Origin of the sequence: Butyrivibrio sp. MC2021 (genome assembly GCF_000621605.1) — a bacterium.
Lineage (GTDB): Bacteria > Bacillota > Clostridia > Lachnospirales > Lachnospiraceae > Butyrivibrio.
Window position 1 is genome coordinate 18,062 of record NZ_KK211315.1, and the last position, 22,016, is coordinate 40,077.

The 22,016-nt window shown below is 38.8% G+C and carries 19 protein-coding genes and 1 pseudogene; 2 read left to right on the top strand and 18 right to left on the bottom strand.

Annotated elements, in window-relative coordinates:
• Positions 1 to 558, bottom strand: a 558-nt coding sequence (locus tag T359_RS20965; RefSeq protein WP_197027121.1) for a hypothetical protein, incomplete at its 3' end; no start/stop codon positions are given.
• A 273-nt stretch (positions 559 to 831) separates the two neighbouring features.
• On the opposite strand from T359_RS20965, the gene T359_RS0117620 reads away from it, so the two are divergent.
• Both T359_RS0117620 and T359_RS0117625 read left to right on the top strand, forming a co-directional pair.
• Positions 832 to 1,251 carry a BlaI/MecI/CopY family transcriptional regulator gene (locus T359_RS0117620; protein ID WP_026518530.1) on the top strand — a complete coding sequence of 140 codons (420 nt, stop codon included), beginning with the start codon at positions 832 to 834 and terminating at the stop codon, positions 1,249 to 1,251.
• A 236-nt stretch (positions 1,252 to 1,487) separates the two neighbouring features.
• On the top strand, positions 1,488 to 2,432 hold the full coding sequence (locus T359_RS0117625) for a M56 family metallopeptidase (protein ID WP_242839131.1): 945 nt from the start codon (positions 1,488 to 1,490) through the stop codon (positions 2,430 to 2,432).
• Positions 2,433 to 2,497: 65 nt separating this feature from the next.
• On the opposite strand, the gene T359_RS0117630 is transcribed toward T359_RS0117625, so the two are convergent.
• The 17 genes and pseudogenes from T359_RS0117630 to T359_RS0117705 all read right to left on the bottom strand — a co-directional run bounded on the left by T359_RS0117630 (position 2,498) and on the right by T359_RS0117705 (position 22,014).
• Positions 2,498 to 2,716: a GNAT family N-acetyltransferase gene (locus tag T359_RS0117630; protein WP_242839127.1), complete on the bottom strand. Its 219-nt coding sequence runs from the start codon at positions 2,714 to 2,716 to the stop codon at positions 2,498 to 2,500.
• Between the two features lie 50 nt (positions 2,717 to 2,766).
• A complete protein-coding gene (locus T359_RS0117635) occupies positions 2,767 to 3,750 on the bottom strand; it encodes a phosphotransferase enzyme family protein (RefSeq protein ID WP_026518533.1) in 984 nt (327 codons plus the stop codon).
• A gap of 72 nt (positions 3,751 to 3,822) precedes the next feature.
• Positions 3,823 to 5,403, bottom strand: coding sequence for an ATP-binding cassette domain-containing protein (locus T359_RS0117640; protein ID WP_026518534.1), 1,581 nt, complete (start codon positions 5,401 to 5,403; stop codon positions 3,823 to 3,825).
• A 193-nt stretch (positions 5,404 to 5,596) separates the two neighbouring features.
• The gene (locus T359_RS0117645) at positions 5,597 to 6,118 is read right to left on the bottom strand and encodes a GNAT family N-acetyltransferase (RefSeq protein WP_026518535.1); all 522 of its coding nucleotides are present in this window, start codon (positions 6,116 to 6,118) and stop codon (positions 5,597 to 5,599) included.
• 545 nt (positions 6,119 to 6,663) lie between these two features.
• Positions 6,664 to 7,080, bottom strand: a complete 417-nt coding sequence (locus T359_RS20970) for a hypothetical protein (protein ID WP_035784891.1) — start codon at positions 7,078 to 7,080, stop codon at positions 6,664 to 6,666.
• A gap of 12 nt (positions 7,081 to 7,092) precedes the next feature.
• Entirely contained in the window at positions 7,093 to 8,445 is a 1,353-nt protein-coding gene (locus T359_RS21930) for a polymorphic toxin-type HINT domain-containing protein (RefSeq protein ID WP_026518536.1), read from the bottom strand.
• Positions 8,446 to 8,567: 122 nt separating this feature from the next.
• Positions 8,568 to 8,693: a hypothetical protein gene (locus T359_RS23215; RefSeq protein WP_256374496.1), complete on the bottom strand. Its 126-nt coding sequence runs from the start codon at positions 8,691 to 8,693 to the stop codon at positions 8,568 to 8,570.
• Between the two features lie 31 nt (positions 8,694 to 8,724).
• Positions 8,725 to 8,979, bottom strand: a complete 255-nt coding sequence (locus T359_RS0117665) for an Imm32 family immunity protein (protein WP_051545588.1) — start codon at positions 8,977 to 8,979, stop codon at positions 8,725 to 8,727.
• On the bottom strand, positions 8,979 to 9,302 hold the full coding sequence (locus T359_RS0117670) for a hypothetical protein (protein WP_155840176.1): 324 nt from the start codon (positions 9,300 to 9,302) through the stop codon (positions 8,979 to 8,981). Before T359_RS0117670 ends, T359_RS0117665 begins: the two co-directional genes overlap by 1 nt.
• A gap of 3 nt (positions 9,303 to 9,305) precedes the next feature.
• Positions 9,306 to 9,467, bottom strand: a pseudogene (locus T359_RS23490) (polymorphic toxin-type HINT domain-containing protein); the annotation flags it as partial.
• A 265-nt stretch (positions 9,468 to 9,732) separates the two neighbouring features.
• The gene (locus tag T359_RS0117675) at positions 9,733 to 10,086 is read right to left on the bottom strand and encodes a hypothetical protein (protein ID WP_026518539.1); all 354 of its coding nucleotides are present in this window, start codon (positions 10,084 to 10,086) and stop codon (positions 9,733 to 9,735) included.
• A gap of 85 nt (positions 10,087 to 10,171) precedes the next feature.
• Entirely contained in the window at positions 10,172 to 10,636 is a 465-nt protein-coding gene (locus tag T359_RS0117680; protein WP_026518540.1) for a hypothetical protein, read from the bottom strand.
• A gap of 140 nt (positions 10,637 to 10,776) precedes the next feature.
• Positions 10,777 to 11,640, bottom strand: coding sequence for a YwqG family protein (locus T359_RS0117685; protein ID WP_026518541.1), 864 nt, complete (start codon positions 11,638 to 11,640; stop codon positions 10,777 to 10,779).
• A gap of 50 nt (positions 11,641 to 11,690) precedes the next feature.
• Positions 11,691 to 12,287: a hypothetical protein gene (locus tag T359_RS0117690; protein WP_026518542.1), complete on the bottom strand. Its 597-nt coding sequence runs from the start codon at positions 12,285 to 12,287 to the stop codon at positions 11,691 to 11,693.
• Positions 12,284 to 12,688, bottom strand: coding sequence for a polymorphic toxin-type HINT domain-containing protein (locus T359_RS20985; RefSeq protein ID WP_051545590.1), 405 nt, complete (start codon positions 12,686 to 12,688; stop codon positions 12,284 to 12,286). Before T359_RS20985 ends, T359_RS0117690 begins: the two co-directional genes overlap by 4 nt.
• Before the next feature lie 143 nt (positions 12,689 to 12,831).
• Positions 12,832 to 13,404, bottom strand: a complete 573-nt coding sequence (locus T359_RS0117700) for a hypothetical protein (RefSeq protein WP_026518543.1) — start codon at positions 13,402 to 13,404, stop codon at positions 12,832 to 12,834.
• Positions 13,405 to 13,467: 63 nt separating this feature from the next.
• Positions 13,468 to 22,014, bottom strand: a complete 8,547-nt coding sequence (locus T359_RS0117705; protein ID WP_026518544.1) for a polymorphic toxin-type HINT domain-containing protein — start codon at positions 22,012 to 22,014, stop codon at positions 13,468 to 13,470.
• Positions 22,015 to 22,016 lie beyond the last annotated feature (2 nt).

The following is a 22,016-nucleotide window of genomic DNA, read 5'->3' on the forward strand; positions in this document are numbered from 1 at the left end:
CTCAGACTGGTTCTCGTCTTTTCTCATAGGAAGTATTGCCTGCTCATTAAAGAACAGCCTTTCCTGAGTAACTTTGCCCTGTGGTTCCAGCTCAACACCAAGAGATTTTAAAGCAGATAAAATATAACAATCATCTTTTTTCCAAAGATAAAAAGTATTCAGCCTTTCATGGGAGGATGATTCAAACCACGCAAACCCACCTCTATAAAGTGCAATATCAGAAGGATAATTAGGATAATCCCAATCCCAAAGACTACATTCAAATTTGTCCAATACAAAAAACGATTCTATCGTTGCTTTGTATGTTACCAGCTCACAAATAGGCTCATGGTCAATTAATTGTTTTGTCAAAGGCCATTCTGATACCATCTTAGATCCGAGCTTAAATTTTTGAAGTTGTCTTCTTATATCCTTAACATTCTGTTCAAACTTCTCATTTTTAGACGTTTTATAATATAAAAAAGAAAAGGCATCACTAGATGTAAATGCACAAACAAATAAGTCTCTTGTCACTTTTTTACTATCGCAATTTCTAACAAAATATGAATCATACATCATATACAATCCCCCTCCTAACTCATATACCAAATATGAACATGCGAATCGCGGTTTGGATGATAATGGAAATAATGACCAGTTCCGCTATCAATTTCTAGTCCTACTGCATTCTTTCACTCCCCATTTTTTCGATAATAAGTTCCTGATATCATATTATATTTTTCCGTTTTCAATTTTGTCAATACTATTATCATATTCTGTTATTAGTATTGACTTAATCAAAACCTGATATATAATTAAATTGTCAAATGTCACTTTTTGAGGAATCACTTTATGAGATTAAATCAATTAAACGCTAGGGAAAAAACTATAATGGATTTACTTTGGACCTCTGATTCAGGTTTAACCAGTATTGAAATGCTTGACAGATTGGACGACACTGATTGGAACAAGCTAAGCATTTTCCGTACAATCAACAGCCTGATTGACAAGAATCTGATAGAGGTTTCAGGCTTTGAACAATACAACACTCAGTACGCCCGTAGATTCAGATGTTCCATCACCCGGGAAGAATATGCTGCCAGGTTATTGAAAATGGATGGCCTTACGTACAAGTCTCTTGGAAACATTGCCATGGCGATGATTAAAAATGATGGCGATGATAATGAAGAAACAAGGGAAGAATTGATTGAGAGTCTTCAGGAAATAATTGACAGTCTAAAAAAGAATCAAAAAATTGATCAGGAAAGATGATGTATCAAATGAGCAACCTGGAATTGTTCTGTGACTTTTGGATTTGTGTGCTATATACCAGCATTTTTATTCTCCTGTTTTACCATATTAGAAAAAAGCTCATGAAACTGAGGCTCATAAGTGTTAGAGCTATCTGCTTCATCTATTTTTTATGCCTTTTACGACTCCTGCTTCCCTTTGAAGCCCCATGGGCCATCTGCATAACCAGCAGAATCTTCAATCCCATTATGGATTTCATGTTTTTTAGAAGAATTAGCTTTGGTCACCATAGCCTGTATTTTTACCAAATACTATTCACTTTGTATGTCACAATTAGTATTTTCTTACTATTAAGGCTTTTATTCTCCTATACTGTGGTTTCCGCACAAACCAGAAAAAAATCGCTGGATCCTTCTGATAAAGCCTACCGTTTCTTAAGCGATATACAGGATGATTATTCAACATCTCTTAATATCAAACTCTATGAACTGGATAATCTAAACAGTCCTTTGAGTACGGGCTTACTGAGGAAATGCATAATCCTACCAGCAAGCTACAGCACTCTATATTCGGATGAGCAGTTGCACTTCATCCTTAGGCATGAATACAATCATTTGAAAAATCGTGACTGCTTTTCAAAATTACTTGCAAACGTCGTTGTTTGCCTGTTTTTCTGGAATCCCTGTGTATATATTTTCAGAAAAGACATTGAACAGTCAATGGAACTTAGGTGCGATCAGATGACACTTGATGGTTTGACTGACAATAAGCGCCTTCAATACCTGGAAACAATGCTTCTTGTTATAAAGAATCAGAACACATTGAAAGCCTCTCGTTCATCATTATCGGAACGCTGTGCCCTTAAACTGGTTTCAAATTATCCTGTAGATCTCAAGGAACGCTTCCTGGTGATATCAAAAAAGCACTATGCACATTCATTTTTTAAAGACCTTGTCGTCTACACTTTTGCGGCAACACTATTTATTTCTTCATACACTGTATTCTTCAGTTCTCACTATGATCCGCCACTGGATGATATTGAACCTGATTGTGCATGTCATGAAATAGATCCCACTACAGATACTCTGGTTATTGATGATTCAGACTGCTATATTCTCTTAAACGATGGATCAACACTGTCAGTATCTGGTAATGCAATACAATTATGGGAAGAAAATGGAGGAAGAGTTATAAGAAAATAAAAAAAAGAATCCGATTACTAACTATTGTGTCACACTTTATTTTACATTGCCGATTTTGCATTGATTTAAAGGGCGGAAGTATATATACATACTTCCTTGCCCTTTTTATTTATAAACACATATCCGTCTGTTTCAAATCCACATCTTTCATGAAGTGCAATACTGGGCTTATTATCAACACGAACCTGGTCCTGTATGATTTTATAGCCGCGCTCTGTTGCAAGCATGAAAGCTTGTTTCATAGCCGCTGTAGCATATCCCTTGCTTCTTTCATCTAAATACACTTCAACACCAAGCGACACAATACTCATTTGTTTTATTACAAAACATATATTCAATTTTTAATGATGCATCTGATTAGTTCTAAAGTCTTAGTTTTATCAAGATTCAAGAACTCAATAAAGTCCAGAACATTCGGGTACATTGAGATATTACAAATCCTACGATAGTCCATGATGGATGCTTTCTCCATGTCGTTCAATACATATTCCGCTAAAATCTCGTTCAGTGCATCCTGTTGCCTTCTGGCCCATTCCCCATAGAAGGTTTCAGCGTCCTTTGACAAAAAATCTTTTCCTGATAATTCAAGGTTTGTTTCGCAGCAAAACTGATTGATATTGACCTCTGTTCCCGCCATATTAAAGTCAATGAGTCCGGCAAAATGCCCATTATCAACAAGGATGTTAGACTCGTTAAGATCTCCCTGAATCACGCATCGAGGCAGGTTCTTGTAAACTCTTTTTATCCTGGCTCTAGTATCTTCGTTGAAGGTAATTACTTCTTCGGCAAAAGAGTCCTCACCAATCTTTCGTAGTTCTTCTACCAGCATATCAAGGTTTTCCTGCTTTTCGTCAACATCAATATCAAGAGGAGCCAGATCAATCAGTGACCACATGGAATTTACTTCAGAAAGGTCAACTCCCGAGTACTTACTCGCAAGCCTTCCGATAGAGCGCCAAACTTCTTTGAAAACCACCGATGAATCAACCTCTTCTACCTTTTCCTCAAGAGAAGGATTATCGATATATTCTGAGACATAGCAGGCGTGTCCATCATGCATGAATACATAACTTCCTGACTTGCTCTTAATTAACGCAGGTGCGCACACACCTATTTCCCTGTATCTCCCAATAAGTCTATCTATTGATGAGAGACGTTCTTCTGTCATGACATCATTATTTATCCTCAACACATATTTCTTATCAAGGATAATATTTAAGCGATAGTCATCCTCCGAGGATGAGTCTATCTCTTTTTTCTCCTTAAAATCATTAATACCAAATTCTGTTAATATGCTTAATATCTCTTCTTTTTCCACTTTCTTCTCCCTTACTCCAAATTATTATGTGATTTTTTGTGCAATAAACCTCATCCTATCTGTTGCAGAGGGCTATTCATAGCACTTAACAATTTTTCCATCCTCTACTCTTATTTTCTTAAACTCTCCGATATCATCAGAACTATCATGTGAAACATAGATCATTGTAAGATCTTTTTGCTTTTCCAACCAGCTAAGAATATTGTGGCGTACATCAGCCTGTATCTCATTTAGGCCTTCATCGATAACCAGTAATCCTTTACCTGGAGCAATGGTCATTAATAATGCAATCTTTTGTTGTTCGCCACCTGATAGTTCAATGTTTTGCTTACTTAAATCATCAAATACACCATTCTCATTTATCCGAGGAATGGATAAAAAATTCTTAAGCAGATCCGGTTTTACTCCTTCCAGCATTTCACCTATTGTGGCATCAATTATATGTTCATTCTGAAAAACAACTCCCATATATGAGCAGATATCTGAATAGGTGAGGTTTATATAATCTAAATCATTAATCAGGATTTTTCCTGATAACGGATCAATTGCTTTATATATAGCCTTCAGAAACGTGGACTTTCCGCCACCATTATCGCCGGAAACAATTATTTTATCGCCTTTGTTTATTGTAAGGTTCTTAATATGCAAAAGCGTATTATCATCATATCCAAGCTCAGTATCTGAAAATACCAATTTGTTAAATACACTCACATCTGGATCATTAAACTCTCTCTTGGAAGAATCAAGCCTCTTTTCTAGTATTATCTTTACCGCCCTGCCACCGGAAAAAGCGTTTATAGCAGAGCAAAGGCACACAATAGGAACTGCAATCAATTCGCAATACTCTAAAGATGCGGCCACTGTTCCAACTGTTAGCTTATTTGTTACCAAGCCATACGCTCCATAAAATATTATCAGTAACACACCCATAAAAGAAGTCAGGCCCATTACTGTTTCAGCTTTACTTTGAAGCATTCCATATGAAACAGATTGTTTAATATACTTATCTCTGGCTTTCCCTATCTTCTCCCTATATCCCCCAAGGTTAAGATTGTTTTTTATAGCATTTATATTCATGTAAAAATCATCGAGCACTTTATTCATTTCGACTGATTTTTCCAGACACCGCTCTTTATTATTCTCGATCTTGCCCTGAAGCAGTTTAGGTATTATCAGAGTAATGATGTTCGGAATAAGGATCAGAACGGCCATTACTCTGTCCATTCTAAATATTGATGCCCCATAAAACACCAATCCGATTGCAGTAGAGATTATCACAAGCCTGTTCTCATAGAATTCCGATATCATTTCATCTATGTTTTTATTGATATCCGTATCTATTATTGCCTTCTCTTCGGAATTGGTTTTAATAAATATGGGGAAAGAATACTTATCTGTGATTCTCTTAAGACAGTTACTTTTGATTATAGCAGTCATATGAACAATACAGCGTTTTGATATGTATCCAAATAGCAAAATGCCAATTACTGATGCCATGTATGCAAATGCGGCATGCCAAATTTTCATATTCTCTATATTTCCATCAAGAATTACTTTTAACAATAATGGTTGTACAACAGTACATATCGATTCCAAAATTGCAGACGCCACATACGTTATCTCATTTTTCTTCGCTCCCTTATCAAAGCTCATTCAAGTCTTCCTCTTTTCATCAATCATCATCCAGCATGAAGTGAATCACATTGTTTCGAATAATAAAAAAGTTGTACCATAATCTTCTGTCTATTCTAAAACACACTGACTTCAGGAGAGCCATATACTGTAGCGGAACTATTAGGCGGAGCATAACTCCGCCTGGTTAGAATACACATCAACTAATAAATATTTAATCAACTACATAGTTATACTCGAGGCTATAGTCTCTATCGCTTTCTTCATTTCTAAGATAGTCATAACCTTTATCGGAAACAATCTTAAAGCCGCATTTCTCATGTGTTTTCAATGATGCTGTATTTTTCTTGCTCACGCAGTCACATACTCTAAAACTTCCTTCTTTTTTCAAATTTTCAAGGACAAGATTGATAAGATGCGCAGCATATCCCTTCTTTCTGCTTTCCGGAGGTGTTTCAAGAGCTTCAATATAGAACAATCTAGGCTCAACCATGTTGGTTCTTAGTGCACTGAGCCATTCTCCATTCTCTTCATATATCCAGTAAACACTATCCTCTCGCTTGAAAAAATCATTCTTTAAAAAATCGCAAAAATTCGTCTCCACAAGCTTAACTGCTTTTTCTTTATCCTTTTCGTCTGGATAAAAATACTCGGTATTATCATAATTACTCTCTGAGTATATATCCATCAGTTTTCTTTCATCCAAGTCACTATACTTCATTATTTTTCTAAGCATAACAATACCTCCCAAATGCAAACAGAAATCTGCTAAAAGTACAAATTCACTTTCTTCTACTTGTTCAATAGGTATAGGACCATCGATAGTTTCAACTAGCGTTCCCGCGACGAAGCAATGATTGGACGTCATTCCTCCCGTGACAAATCCGGTAATAGCACCAGACATAAAACCATCACACGCTCCATATTACTGCAAGCAGTAACATATTTGGGCGACAATGAAGTTTTGCTTTGCAAAAGGTCGCCCCAAGTAAAACTGAATCATGTTCTCACGCAAAGCGCAGCGGAGTGCGCTTTGCTACATAAAATAAAAAATGCCTTAGTTGCAGCTTGTTTAGTCTTTTCCAAGTCGCCACCACTGGTAACGAAGGCTATGCCACCATTTATTGCAGGTACGAATCCTTCTATTTGGTTTATTGTCCTTATTTTTAGGTCAAGATTAATCTGTGAACCCCAGTCCTTTCCTCAAAAGTGGAAGGACCGGGGTCCTTTTCCTCTTAGCGATGCCTTGGTATCACTGTGGTTCATATCCAGTACATCTTTTTAATCATAATAACCTTCACAAAAAACAATAATAGATTCCACTAGTAGCTCTTCTGATTCTCGCCATGAAGGACAATAAACACCAATACCATATTTTTTTGAAGTAAATCCATCTTCATCCAAAATAATTTCACTATCTCTTTGCGAGAACGCCTTCAATACGCAATCGAATGTTTCATCTCCAATCGTTATTTCATCAACACAAACATTAATATCTCCGTAAAATTCTATCGCTTCAACATACTGTCTATCCTTGTAGTACACAAAAAAATCTTGATAAACATCTGTAAGGCAAGTATTATCTGGTCCTCTGTAAAACTGCTCTAGTGGTTCGCCTATCTTATTATGTACTAATGAAATTGTGTTTCCAAATTCTATAGTATGAATACCTACATAAGGTGTAACAAAGTATCTCAATTAGAACTCCTCCTATTTAATTAAATCTTCTAATGTTTTCGTATATTTCAGCATTTGTTCAATCGCATCATCATATTTGGTCCCAAAAAGTGCTCGAATATTTTTTATATCCATGAGTTGAGCTTCCATAAACTTGCCCTGATCAATTAACTGTTTCTGCAATTCTCTATACTTAATAGCTTCCGAAGACCTTCCCCAGCTAGCTGTCTTTAGATGATCAGCAGTATCCATTCGAATTGCTGGTCCTTTTGATTTTGACAAAGGGCTTACTGAATCAGCAGGCATATGATGAACCTGGCCTCCCTTACCTTTCAATTCTCCATAAGCCCCTCCCTCTGGAATACAATCATTATGAACTAGAACAATCGAATTTCCTACGAAATATGTATGGTAATCTTCAACAGCAAAGTTATAGACGGGTATTTCGCACTGTAGCTGTTCCCAACGCTTGATCAGAAGATGTAGCTCATTACCTTCATTATCAACAAGAGTTGTTCCTTCCTCAAGGTCTCCAGCAATAACAAATCCGATATTCTTCACGTAGAAGGGATGGGCAGGTGTTGTTACTATCTCTTCTCCATCTACGTTCAGATGAATAAGCTCTGTAGTCTCATTGACATAGGTTTCAAGAACTCTCTTGTAGGTAACATCTCCTGTTTCAGGATCTTCTGAAAGGACGAATTCACCTTCTTCTATCTGATCTATAGGGGTAAGACCGTCGATAGTTTCAACCAATGTTCCCGCGACGAAGCAATGATTTGACGTCATTCCTCCCGTGATAAATCCAGTAATAGCACCGGACATGAAGCCGTCACAAGCACCATCGATAGCCGCCTGTTTAGCCTGCCCAATATCTCCGCCACTTGTCACAAACGCAATTACACCATTTATCTCAGCACCGGATGCTGCACCAGTTGCTGCTCCGATAATTGCACCCTCTAGAGCTCCGGTTGCGAAACAGTTCACTGCAGCAACTACTGTTCCAGCAGCTGCTCCGCCCGTTGCGATTGTAAGAACTGCTGCAACGCCAATAACAGCAAGACCTATTGCAACCTTCTGCTTGTTATTCAGCTCTGGCCAGTTACCGGATGTATCTATCTTATTGACAGGATCATTATCACAGTATGCAAAAAGATTATAGCCGGCAACATCGGATGATACGCCTGCAATTACACTATCAGGACTTATGAATCTATGGATCTCAGGATCATAATATCTTGCATTAAGATAATAAAATCCTGTCTCCTTATCATAATAATATCCTCTGTAACGAAGAGGATTCTTATCTGTAATTCCAAGAGAATCATCTGCCGTAGCAGTAGTATAGACAATCTTTCCCCACAGGTCATAGGTGTAGGTTCCCATGAGTTTTGAGTCTTTTGACCTGTATATTCTTTCTATATCGCCCTGTCCGTTTCTGGTAAAGAAGAAGTATTCTTCAGCAGCGTACTTTGCTCCAGCCTTATTTATATATCCAAGTTCAGCAACTACACTTCTGTCATAATAATACTGCCATCAGGAATCGTGTTCTTTTCACCAAGGCTGTTCTTTACATAATCGTAGGTAAAGATGTGAACTTTCTTTGTAGCTACTTCACCAGATTCATAGTTCATTACCTGAACATTGTAGACAAACAGCTTCTTATCAGATCTTTTCTATACAAAAATCAAATGAACCTTCTTCTAGAGAATTATACTCATCTAAGTGTATATGAGAGCCTACTGGAACTTCTTTTTGCGCTAAGTTCAAAAAGTGATTAGCCAAAGACTCTAATCCCTCATTATTTGCTGATAATCTAACTTCTCCATCTTCAAATAAAACCTTAATAATGAAACCATCCTTCCATTTTAGTTCTAGGCCTTTATTAGGGTCATAATTATTTATTATTATTTTTTCCATCATAACTCTCCTAGAAATATATGAATATTCCGTACAACTTTCATTTTTCCTATCTTTGAGATATTCTTTTCTAAAATTTCAAAATTGACATGCGGACCACCACCATGCTTACCCATAATATCATTGACTCCCATCCTAAAAACCCTAACACCATCAGAAGAAACGAACCTACCACTGCCTGGTACTGGTTCAGTATACCCCTCTCCAAGAAAATCAGAAGCAAAATCGAGTATATCATCAATATTCTTTGTCGAACCATCTACAAGACTATTGATGTCTTCTGCTTTACTTGCATTAGTATTTGCAGCACACATATTATGCACCAGCACATCCTTTGTGCCGACAAAATATGTATGATAGTCCTCAACTGCGAAGTTGTAGATTGGTACAGGGCTCTGCAGATATTCCCAACGCTTGATCTGAAGGTGGAGTTCATTGCCTTCCCGGTCGATGAGTGTTGTTCCTACTTCAAGATCTCCTGCCTTGATAAAGCCTAGACATTGGTGACAGGTACCAGTAAATTCTTGCCGGTAAGGATGCTCAAATTGCTGCTCTTATGGCGGAAATTGAAGAGCTAAAAAAGAAATAATCTTCATTAAGAGAAAACAAAGGGACGGTTCGTTCGGCTTATTTTCATGATAAGTCAAATGATCCGTCCCTATGACTTGAAATCACGTGAACAGAATTAAATATTCATTCTAATGTAACTGGTATCTTAACTCCATCCCCAAATGATAATAATCTTTTTTCAAGCTACTTTCTAATCACTTCCAGAATACCGCTTTTATAGCCTATAGCAGTGAAATAAAATCTTCCGCCCTGCCATGTGAATTTTAAGAACGGATAAAAGACAAAGTAACTACCCTTAATATTTTCCATCTCTTTAATAGGTATTTCAAAGAGAGTTTCTCCAAGCTCTATAGAAGACAGCTTAACTGAAATCACATCTATCACAACTAATTTATCCTTATTAACCCCAAGTCCTACCATTCCGTAGCCTCCTCCGGGAAGCCTTTTGGCAGTAACAATAGTAAAAATGCGTCTCTCGTCTATTTTCCCTTCATTAAACAATTTTTCATTTAAATCATTCTTTTTCTGTGCAGCCATTCCTTTCTCCTCCTTAGATATTTACTTGCACGATTATTTCGAAATTCTTTTTTGATCAAATATCCCCAAAACAATATGCGGTCTATCAGACAGCCGCTTCAGGACTTCCATCTTCATCAACATAAAGCTTATTGATCTCGTATGACTTTATATTTCCGGTATTACCTTTATCAGAGCCTTCAAGTCGCCTTTTTATCTCCTCAAGATAATCAGTTTTGGTAAAAAAGAAGTAGTTATCTGCCCCTGCATTATTGCTGCTCCACTCATAAACAAGATTTCCTTCGCGTCCACGAAAGGTGCTTATCACCACCTTGGAAAAACCATACTTCATCCCATCAGAGGTGTTCTTGCTCTCAAGGTCATTAAGCGCTTCCTCCGCCTTGTCCTTACTGCCAAATATGCCAACTGTAATGCTGCGTTCGGAACCACCATACCGGTAATATACCCTGTACAGTTGAAACTCATTGCCTCTGGTATTTTTCTTCGTCATCCATCTGATGACTCCCCAGACAATTACTGCGGTAATGATACTTATTCCCCAACTACTCATGTTTAAATCTCCTTTTCAGTAAGTAATGCAGTTCATGTAAATAAGACTATTCTAAGACAATCTTCTCAAACTAGTGGGGACACAGTCCCAAAATATTACTTTAAACGCGGGTTTGGTAATTGTCTATACTTTCAAAACTGTTAGCACTGTAAAACCAGCCATGTATTATCAAAGTTCTTTTCTGACATGTCTGACCTTTTGATCCAAAAATAGATGTGCCCGCAATCGCCAAACATCAATTCATACTCATCATTTTCAATTGTCCCCATCTGAAAAAGGAGCATCCAATCATCTGCATTTTCCTTGATACTAGCTATGACATTCTTTGGTATTACAGCGTAATCTTCAGAACTCCCTACTTTATATCCCCTATTTACAGTTTCACATTGCTCCTGCATTGGATCTTGTATCACATCAGGATATCCAAGTAACTTAATGCGTTCACCCATGTCGTCATAATCATATCCAGCCTCTGAAACGCATTCATCATAATCATCCCAATTAGGACTATCATCAAAATGAGTTTCTTCATAATTTGGAAGACTAATATGCTCGCTAAAAACAATTTGAAGCTCTGGAAGAATATAATCAACTTTCAGATCATTCGGAAACTCAGTTTCACAAAGTTCTTCCGTGTCACAAAAGTAAAAGACTTTTGCAGAACCTATATCAGCCGGGTCAAATCCCCACGTCATAGTCTCAAGTTCATAAAAAAAGCTCAGCACTCCATTCTTTGGTAACAATCCGTCTTTATTGTATTCTGATAAATCATTTAAGTTAATCTGAGCCAAAAACGAAAGTGGCCTATTCTTATTCTCACCAACGCCATTAACGTTTCCTGAATAGTATGGCCAGTTAAAATCAGATGGTGTATCTGGCTTTCCGCCTATTTTACTTTTTCCACACTCTATTTTTTCATCACAAGAGCTGTAATCAATCCTTATTTCTCTTTTAGCTATTTCGAGTAGTTTTTTTGTTAGAACATCTCTTTCATCATCTGTCATTTAATTGCTGCTCCTTTGTAAAAAATGTACAAGTCCCAAGATAATGCATTTTATAAGCTATCCCTTTCTTCATCTCCTATACAATTTTGCCAAAAATGATATTTTTCCAATAGCCTAAGCGGATTCTTCCCTGTTGTTAGAGTTTTCAAGGTCATATTGTATACTATGGTAGTGGGGTGCATACGTACATTGTGATCAAACCCACTTAAAACAGGTTTGTTTCTATAAACATATCTTTTTGATCGAGTCACTAAATCCCAATGAATCCTATCATGGTTATGAATAAATACCTGTGCAAAAAAGATGGCAATATCTAAACAATATAATGAAGTTTCTTCAGTAAATCCCCAGTTTGAGATAAAGGGAATCACAAAATCTGGCTGGCCTTCAATTTTTTGTTTATATTCTTCCTCCGATAAAATTTTCGTATCTATTTTTGATTCGTACCATTGCCAGATAGTTATTATCATATCCTCTGTAAATTCTAGTTTCTTAATCACCCCCTCTTCTATAAGCTTAGCCTCAAACATGTTTAAACGATTGGGTATATTATTAACAAACCATTTGAAGTACTGCCTTGCCTCTTTAGGTGTCATATCGTCGTAATCTTTATTTTCAAATGGCGGAATTGATAATTCATAATTCACAGACAAGCACCTCCTGATACTATAATCTGCAGATATTCCCAACGCTTTATCTGAAGGTGGAGTTCATTGCCTTCCCGGTCGATGAGTGTTGCTCCTACTTCAAGATCTCCTGCCTTGATGATGCCTAAATCCTTGACATAGTAAGGATGTCCGGGAGTTGATACAATCTCCTCACCGTCTATTGTCAGGTGAACAAGTTCATACGTATCATTTACATAGGTCTCAAGGACTCTCTTGTAGGTAACATCTCCTGTTTCCGGATCTTCTGATAGGACAAATTCTCCCTCTTCTATCTGCTCGATAGGAATCGCTCCATCAATGGTCTGCACCAGGGTACCTGCAACAAAGCAGTGATTACTGTTCATTCCACCAGAGATAAATCCTTCTATGGCTCCACTCATGAAACCATCGCAGGCACCGGTTACAGCAAGCTGTAACTATACGGGGCGACAATGGACGTTTTGCTTCGCAAAAAGTTCCCCCAAGTATAACTGAATCATGTATTCATTAAAAACTGTTTTCCATGTGACCAATCCACCGTCATTTAAAGACCTGGAACATACCCTTTCCAATTGTCATAAAATTCAATAAGCCTTTTCGCATTAGACTTTTCAGAAGATTGTCTTGCCAACTTTACTACTGCTTTCTGAGGGCTAAGAAATAATCCATGAGAAAATCCTGCTAATACCGTTTCATTTCTGTCATGAGATTTTTTTGTATTACATTCCCATTGAATTTTGCCATTTGAATGATTTACAAATACAGTTCCAAAATAAATCGCTACATCAAGTCCTATACCTATTGTTTCAACAGACAATTCTTTGTCTGAGATATATGGCAATACCCAGTCTGGTCTATCATCTAACTTTTTTAGATAATCTTCCCATGATAACTCCGTATAATAGATATATCGTTCGTACCAAGCCCATACATCTTCTAAAGATTTCTCAGAATAATCAAGTATAATCCCATTCTCTTCCAAAACTCTATCAGTCAACAATTTGTTTCTATTTGGAATTTCAGATATAAACCATTTGTAGTAGAACTTTGCCTCTTTTGCAGTCATCTGACAAAAAGGTTTCATATCAAAATCCGGTATCAAGTATTCATAGTTCATATTTAGTCTCTCAAAATTAATAATATATTTCAAATGTACATAATAAAACACTATAACCAGCCATTAAAAATGTAGGTTAACTTCAAATCCTTTTTGCAACAAATTCCATATTAACTTAGATGACGCACCAATCTTACCAGTAACCTCGCTCCTGTAAAAATGATAAGCAACTGCCGCTATTTCGTCATCATTTTGTAGAAGCCACGCATCTTTAGCTATCTGTGTTCTTATCCTACTAGAAAGACATGTATATCCTGTTTTTGCCTCGTGCGCCACGCCATCAGCAAGCTGATCTATAAAACGCCCACCTGTATTTGGAACCTGTCGAAAAGCCTGCGATTCACCGCCTACCTCTAATCGAAGTTTTGTCTCGCCCGATTTCCAACTGTTAACAAATTCATCGGAACCTGTGCACATATTATGCACCAGCACATTCTTAGTGCCGACAAAATATGTATGGTAGTCCTCAACTGCGAAGTTGTAGATTGGTACTGGGCTCTGCAGATATTCCCAACGCTTGATCTGAAGGTGGAGTTCATTGCCTTCCCGGTCGATGAGTGTTGTTCCTACTTCAAGATCTCCTGCCTTGATGAAGCCTAAATCCTTGACATAATAAGGATGTCCGGGAGTTGATACGATCTCCTCTCCATCTATTGTCAGGTGTACAAGCTCATAAGTATCATTTACATAGGTCTCAAGGACTCTCTTGTAGGTAACATCTCCTGTTTCCGGATCTTCTGATAGGACAAATTCTCCCTCTTCTATCTGCTCGATAGGAATCGCTCCATCAATGGTCTGCACCAGGGTACCGGCAACAAAGCAGTGATTACTGTTCATTCCACCAGAGATAAATCCTTCTATGGCTCCACTCATGAAACCATCGCAGGCACCATCGATGGCTGCTTTTTTAGTCTCTTCTGTATTTCCCCCACTGGTTACATAAGCTATTCCACCATTTATAACCGCTCCAGATACAGCACCTGTTGCTGCCCCTACTATTGCCCCCTCCAAAGCTCCTGTTGCAAAACAGTTGACCGCTGCGACTACTGTTCCTGCAGCTGCTCCACCTGTTGCTACAGTAAGAACTGCTGCTACAGCAATGACCGCAAGGCCTACCGCTATCTTCTGTTTATTGGTCAGTGTGGGCCAGTTTCCTGAGGTGTCGATCTTGTTGACAGGATCGTTATCGCAGTAAGCAAAAAGGTTATAACCAAGAACATCCGATGATACTCCGGCTATCACTCCGTCTGCATTTATGAACCTGTGTACCTTCGGATCATAGTATCTGGCGTTAAGATAATAGAATCCTGTCTCGTTGTCGTAGTAGTAGCCTCTGTAGCGAAGAGGGTTCTTTTCGAGGATTCCCTGCTCATCCCTTATGGTTACGGTCTTGCCGTTTACCTTTTTTGATGTGTTTTCAATTACGGAAACCGGATTGCCCCAAAGGTCGTATTCATAGCTTCCAACCAGCGTAGAATCAGCGCTTCTGTATATTCCTACTATATCGCCCTGGCCGTTTCTGGTAAAGAAGTAAAATGTCTCTTTTCCGAATTTACCGCCGTTTTTTTCGATATAACCGATTTCTGTTGCTATTCCGTTTGAATCATAATAGAAATTGATTCGATACTCGGGATTATCCTCTGCAAGAAGCATGCCTGCATTATAGATGTAGGTGGTTGTCTTGCCTTCCACTGTGTTGCCGTTCACCGTCTCGCAGCCCACTGTCTTGGAAAGGCGCTGGCCGTCGCTAAGGTAGGTATAGCGATGGATCCTGCTTCCATCCTCATATGATGTCAGGCTGTTATTTACTGAATTCCAGGTCATTTTATGGCCAAGATATTCTTTGGGATTACCACCTTTATCATAAGATATGGTCTTTTCCCCTGTCCCATCATTATAGGAAATCAGCTTATCCTTCCAGTTACTGTCATACTTATAGGTATGATGTTCTTCTACTGTATTTTTGCCTTCTTTCCTAAGGATATGCTCTTCTTTGATGTTCCCGCCATTGTCGTAGCTGTAAGCGTACTCCTTAGTACTTGCGTCAGAATAGGTCTCCCTTGCTATTATGATTTCTCCAAAAGGATCGTACTGATAGATCCTCTTGTTGTCTTCATTATTCTTTGCATGAGGCTTCTTGCTGTCAGGAATTGTATTAAACTCATCAATGGCACAGATATTTCCCCTTAAGTCATAGCGGTACTCGTAGGAATTTTCCGTGGTCTTGGAAGCACTTCCAAGACTGTTTACATAGCTGCTTATACTATTGTGAGTTCCGATAAGGTTATTGGATGAGGACATTCCGGACAGATATTCCACGGAAGTGTACAGCTTTTTCTTATCAGCGGCTTCAGCCTTCGGAGTATAGATCACCTTGGTATTTCTTCTTAAGGAATCGTATTTATATTCCTTGGTACTTTTATCAGGAAGTGTGTCTTTGGTGCTAAGTCCGTCCTTTGCAGATTCATACTTGTAGGACCTTAAACTGTTCTTTTCTCCTTCTGCTATCTCATAAGTCAGTTCCTGGACTTTGCCCTGATCGTTATAGATATACTGGAGCCTGCTGTACTGGTCGGTTCCCGATACCTTTCCCTTTACAGTTGTTCTTGAGATCTTGCCGTTCTCATCGTAGTCAAACTCCGTCTTAAGGCCGGTCTTATCTGAACTTATGCCATCACTGTCTGTGACTACTGTATTATCTGTATGGACTGCCAGACTTCCATCATTATAGTAAGCATAGGTGTCTGTAGTAAGCCCTTTGCCACCTGAAAGAGTTGTTACTTCAGAAGCCACATTTCCATAAACATCATAGGTAACATTCTTGATGCTTCCATCGGCATAAGTGGTTTTCTTGAGGCTTCCGTTATTGGGAACGTACTCATTTGTTGATAAGAGCTCAATTAATGTTCCGTCCTCATCGGTGAGACTTATACTTGTTACATTTCCAAATTCATCGTATCCATAAGAGTAATTGAATCCATTATGTTTGATGCTCTTAATATCCCCAAGACCATCATTATCATTATAGGTATAAGATATACTCCTTCCGATTTTCCCTTCGGCGTCTGTCTTTACGGCATTTTCGTTCCCTTCTACAATACCGCTCGATACGGTATTTATCCTTCCCAGGTCGTCATAATTATAATCAAATCTAATGCGCTGCTGAGGAGCCAGCTTATTTTTCGTCCAGGATACTATCTTTTCCAGCAGGCCTTTACTCATAGCTTCAAGATCTATAAGGTTGTAGCTTGGCCCCGTTTCATCAATAAGCAGCCCGGAATTTCCATCATAGTCATATACTAAAACCGCTCCGTTTGTCTGGGTAGTGCTACTTAGATAGTTGCCATCTCCGCTGTAGGTGTTCTGGGTAAAGAGCTCTAACTGCTTTACCGGATTCCCGTTCTCATCATTACTTACAGCCTTGTGGGCGGAAATAGATGCCTGATTTCCGTACTCATCATATTTCATGTAACTGTTAGGCCCAAGTGAAGCGGTTATCTGAGTATTGTTACCCGTCTTGTCATAGGTGTAGGTCTGAGTAACTCCACCGGGAATTACCATCTTCTTCATGCGACCATAATCATCATAGTCATAGGTGGTCTGCTTCTGGGACGCTGCAATTCCTGTCACCCTGCCGTTAGAGTCAAAGATTTTTGTAGAGATCTCATTCCTTGACAGTTGGAGACCATCTATATACATATGTCCTATGTTGTCATAAAAGTCAAAGCTTATGGTAGTATCCTTCCACTTATGTGCAGGCATAAGGAGAGTAAAGTACCTCCAGCCATCACTGTAATCGCTAAGTGTAAGGGATGATTCAAGCTTTTCCTCGTTACCTTCATGGGACGCCATGACCCTTAGCTGCCTTCCTTTTCTAATGGGAGTTGTCATGGTCTTTACCCATCCTGAGAGTACATATGCGCTTGTTGTGTCACCAAGATCAACTGTACATCTTAGAAATTTATTTTTTCCCGGTTCTCCGATTATGTGATAGCATTTTCCGAAATCTATCTCTTCATCTTCACAATCTACTATCATGTCAGAGTGAGCAGAGTCTTCAAAGCATTTCCATGTATAAGGCTGTTCCTGCTGCGTAAGCTCAAAGCTGCCATCCTCGAGAGCATTGTAAACGTTGGCAACATCACTCTTTTCCAGCTGAAGGCAGTCAAAAGATACAAATCCTTTTGCAGCATCTGACATACCTGCCACTTCTGCAGCTATGGTATATACATCACCTTTTTTTGCATCAAAGGATACTTTTAGTCTGTCCCAGCCTTCACTAAACTGTTTAACAGTAGCTGCTGTAAGCTTTTCACTTACAGACTCTTCCTTGCCTGAGCAGTTAGCAGTCAGATAAGCTTCACCGTCTGTAAGGCCATAGGATTTAACATAAGCGGAAAGTGTATATCTCCCATCAGAAGGTATGACCACCTCCTGGGATATTCCTGCCCTTTCCTTTTTAATATTCTTGAAGTTGCATACCAGAGCATTATTACCAAGGTAGCACATCTTTTCAAAAGAATCTGTTTTGACTTCTACCTTATTTGCGTTTTTAACATCAATAGCGCTTGATTTTATGCTTTCGCAATTATTATATATTCCCCAGCCTTCTTTCTTGTGCTCGAAACTATGGTTTTTAAGAAGGTTCTGGGTCTGCCGTCCTATAACTGCGCTGTCCTTAATCTTATTCCGGCCAGCACTGTCCTCGTCATTATTTTCAGGAGATGACAAGCCACCTGTTGAATAGTTGTGGGCCTCTGTTCCTTTTTCAAGATGGATACAGTCAAAATATGCAGTAACATTTCGGGTCTCAAGGGTGATATAGTATTTACCCTTTTTCTCCACCGAAAACTTTCCACTTACAATGACCCATTTCCCGGCGTCATGGATGCATTTTACGTCGTCAAAATAGTACTCCGTATTATCACTGTCCATAAGGAGAGCGGCTATATTTTGCAGGCCTTCTTCAATCTCTATGTCAAAGCTGACTCTGAAAGAAATGGCATAATCGCCTTTGTCAAGCTCTGCCTCCTGTTGGGCATAGCAGCGCTTATCAGCAGGCGCATTCACTTTAAGGCACTTTAAGCCAAGATATTGCCTGCTATCCGTTGCCTTTACCTCACCGCCATAAATCGGATCAATATATTTGACTTCTATGCCATATCTTCTTGCGATCTCGTCTGCCCCGGGCACAATCCAGCTCTCAAGTCCGTCTTCAAATCCCGGATTACTTATCAGATTGACATAATCCCCGGGATCTTTATCATCATATGAAGCCTTCACTGTTTGCTTCACCACAGCGTCTTCATAGGTGCAGGCGTTCGCCCCGAGAACTTCTAACTTGCCGGCAGAACCACTATTGTTTCCATCAGGACTTCTCGTTGAATAGACACTTATCACACGGCCTTTCTCGTCAAACACATATGTGTTAATAATGTCATCCCCGTTTCCATAGATATCATCTATGCCGCTGAACCTATAGGAAGTGGTATTGTCATAATTATATTGAACAGAATAGGTCTGACCTTCGATATCGTTCTGATGTTCATGGTCTTTTGCAAACTCCTGCACTTCTACAACACGGTTTTTATCATACCTGTATTGGATTTTGTAACCACTGTGATCCTGCATGCTGACCAGCAGGCCATTTTCATAGGTATAACTGGCAGTTTTTCCATTGGAAAAACTGATTGTTTCAAGTTGACCTTCTTCGTTATATGTGTATACGTTTTTGGCCTCAGCATCTTTTTTTGTAGGATCACTTATTTCACGAATTCTGTCACTTACATCCTCATCATATCTGAATACAGAGGTATTATTAACCGCATCGGAAACTGACAGGATACGCTCGTCCCTTAAGTCAAGGATATCTACCATCTCAACGGCTGACACAATTGCATCTCTTGCAGCCTTTGACTTTCTTTCGACGTCTGAGGGCTTTAGTTTTCCGGATGAATACAAAAGCTCCACATTATCTCTCGCAAGCTGGATCTCTTTGGCAATCTTATAATCCGTTTTCACATAGACATCATTTATAAGGTCGGTCATCAGAGAATGAATACTGATAAGGTTTTCCTTATATGCACCATCCTGTGCATAAGTAGCCTCTTTTAACCGGGCATATTCATACATCTCATCAAGTATTTCAGATGCTCTGGTATACTTATACTGGTCCTTTATTTCTCCGTATTTTTCCTGTGTTATTGTGATACTGTTTGCGAATCTCTTATCTGCGTTAGCCTTGTTCTCATATCTGTTTGAGTCGGTTATCATGCCCAGATGCCCGGCATTGTCAAAATACTTTACAAGAGAGCCGCTTTTATCCAACATCTTTAAGGGATATGTGTCCTTAAGATCTTTGTCCGTCACAGGAACAATATAGAGTTTTAAACCATCCTCATCCTCTGCAGCAGGATATCCTATTTTCTCGGATGGATTCTTTTTTGCAGTTTTCTTTTCTCCGTTTTCAAGATAAGTAACATCTTTTGCCTTAAAATAATGCTTTGTTCCATCACCGTCATAATAAACATACGGATAAGTCCCTATATCCAGCTCATTGGCAGGTATCACTATCCTCTGGTCATAGGATATTTTCCAGCCCTCCTCAGTATTGGAGTTGTACACATGCTGAATGTTGAAAGGCATGCGAAGTCCGTTGGTACTTACATCTGTATTGACTACAGTAAGGGCACCGGTGTAGTCATTTATATAGCCAACGCCTGCAGTTCCTGCTGAAGCGGAATGACTTGAAAAATAGTTCTCAAGACCGGTGAAGTTCTTGAAGGTGACCTTAAGATATGGTCTGCTTGAAGATTGAGACAGTCTTATGCTGTCCTTTGAGGTTATTGTCTCATCATAGGCACTAAACTCAAGGCCGTTGTTATCGGAAGGGTCAGCATACCAGTCTCTTACTGCTTTTGTTATATTGAAGTATCCACCGTTTTTTGCATAGTCAAGGATCCTGCTATCTGTAGAAGGTCTGTCCTTCCAGTCTTTTATCCTGGTTTCATTATCTACTTTTCTGTAACTCCACTTGGAATCAACTTTTCTTATGACAACGTAATTTTTATTGATTGAACTTTCAGATCCGCTAAGATAAAGCTGGGCATCTGTTACCACACTTCCTTTTTCTATATTGGGAAGTTCAAACTTTATATATGATCTGAATATTACAGGTTCTTTCTCTCCGTCAGAGCTTTTGATCTTTTCGGATCCAACGTAAAGAGAGTCTTCATTCACGGCATTATGGTCATTTATACAAAAAGAGTCCAGCAGAAGATCATTTCTGACTTTCTTGATGACCGGGTCGATGGTGACAGGGTATTTTGCATTGTCAAGCCACTTTTCATCTGCTGTCAGAGTAAGGTAAATATAGCCATCTTCAGTTGTAGCCGTATCCTCCAAGGCAGACTGCTCATCTCTCAAATCATCAATATTCTCGTTATCAGGAGTATCAATATATTCCTCTTGTGGCAGGTTATTACTCAGGCTGTACCATATTTCATAGCTTTCATTATCATCGGAATCCGTCATGAATGGAGCCGGAAAATAATATTTTACCTCCCCACTGTTTTCATCATAGAGTTCAACTTCATTGGCGGAAGTAACTCTGGCTTTCAGCCCCGAAAGCTGTATCTTGAATGAAAAAACATTTCCGCTTTCTCTACCGGGAAGTATGATGTTTTCCTTGACGCCAAGTCCCGTTGGAGAATACTCAAGCTTTATACCATCACTGTATCCATCATAGGTAACTGTGGCGCTGTTTACCACATGTCCTATGCTCTCTTCTTCGCCATAGTCTGCTCCTGCTTCTTCTACAGTTACATCCAGCTCACTTTTTGTCTCCTCAGTGGTCTCATCTTGAATACTTTCCGGATAATTATCTGTATCTTCATCTGTGTTCTTATCTGTAGTATCATCCGTATTCTGGGATTCATTACCAGCAGCATCTTCTATGCTGACCTCATCTGAAGGAACAGCCTCCATCTCAGATGACTGATCACTGTCTACTATTATTTCGTATTCTGGAGAATTTTCTGATATGATTTCAATTTCTGATTCATTGTCAGGCTCTGATGTATTTTCAGGCTCTGATACACTTTCTAAACTGTCTACATATTCCCAGTTTACCTGATATTCATCCTCTTCAAATCTTACTTCGCCCTTACTCTCCTCGTTGTCTGTAAATAGAACGCTGTAGGTATTATCTACATTTTCATAGCCTTCCTCTGTCTTTTTTACAGAGTTATCTATCTCAACATAAGTTCCATCCTCGGAAAGATAATGTACCGGCTCAGAATATAATACAAGGCTCTTTGAATTGTCACTCAAAAGATATTGCTTGGAAAATTCATCTCTTGCATCAATAATCTCACTTACAACTGTTGCCGGCTCTGAATCTGCAGACGAAATTACTTCTCCGGTGTCCTTTTCTGATTCTGCTATAGCTGCAGATTCCTGATAGTCCTCTTCCTCTTCAGTAGCTGTATATTCATCGCTTGACGGTTTTACTGGATTTTTATCATAAGCATAGGATACTTCCGGATTCTGACTAAAAAGTATTGAAATAGCCAGTAACGTACTGGCAATTTTTCTGCATATTTTCTTCATGC

Excerpts from the sequence above, each read along its gene's own strand:
- T359_RS0117620 (WP_026518530.1), top strand. The coding sequence starts at position 832 with ATGAGATTAAATCAATTAAACGCTAGGGAAAAAACTATAATGGATTTA.
- T359_RS0117625 (WP_242839131.1), top strand. The coding sequence starts at position 1,488 with ATGTTTTTTAGAAGAATTAGCTTTGGTCACCATAGCCTGTATTTTTAC.
- T359_RS0117640 (WP_026518534.1), bottom strand. The coding sequence starts at position 5,403 with ATGAGCTTTGATAAGGGAGCGAAGAAAAATGAGATAACGTATGTGGCG.
- T359_RS0117645 (WP_026518535.1), bottom strand. The coding sequence starts at position 6,118 with ATGCTTAGAAAAATAATGAAGTATAGTGACTTGGATGAAAGAAAACTG.
- T359_RS21930 (WP_026518536.1), bottom strand. The coding sequence starts at position 8,445 with ATGGGAACCTACACCTATGACCTGTGGGGAAAGATTGTCTATACTACT.
- T359_RS23215 (WP_256374496.1), bottom strand. The coding sequence starts at position 8,693 with ATGAACTATGAATCTGGTGAAGTAGCTACAAAGAAAGTTCACATCTTT.
- T359_RS0117665 (WP_051545588.1), bottom strand. The coding sequence starts at position 8,979 with ATGGAAAAAATAATAATAAATAATTATGACCCTAATAAAGGCCTAGAA.
- T359_RS0117675 (WP_026518539.1), bottom strand. The coding sequence starts at position 10,086 with ATGGCTGCACAGAAAAAGAATGATTTAAATGAAAAATTGTTTAATGAA.
- T359_RS0117680 (WP_026518540.1), bottom strand. The coding sequence starts at position 10,636 with ATGAGTAGTTGGGGAATAAGTATCATTACCGCAGTAATTGTCTGGGGA.
- T359_RS0117685 (WP_026518541.1), bottom strand. The coding sequence starts at position 11,640 with ATGACAGATGATGAAAGAGATGTTCTAACAAAAAAACTACTCGAAATA.
- T359_RS20985 (WP_051545590.1), bottom strand. The coding sequence starts at position 12,688 with ATGAGTGGAGCCATAGAAGGATTTATCTCTGGTGGAATGAACAGTAAT.
- T359_RS0117700 (WP_026518543.1), bottom strand. The coding sequence starts at position 13,404 with ATGAACTATGAATACTTGATACCGGATTTTGATATGAAACCTTTTTGT.
- T359_RS0117705 (WP_026518544.1), bottom strand. The coding sequence starts at position 22,014 with ATGAAGAAAATATGCAGAAAAATTGCCAGTACGTTACTGGCTATTTCA.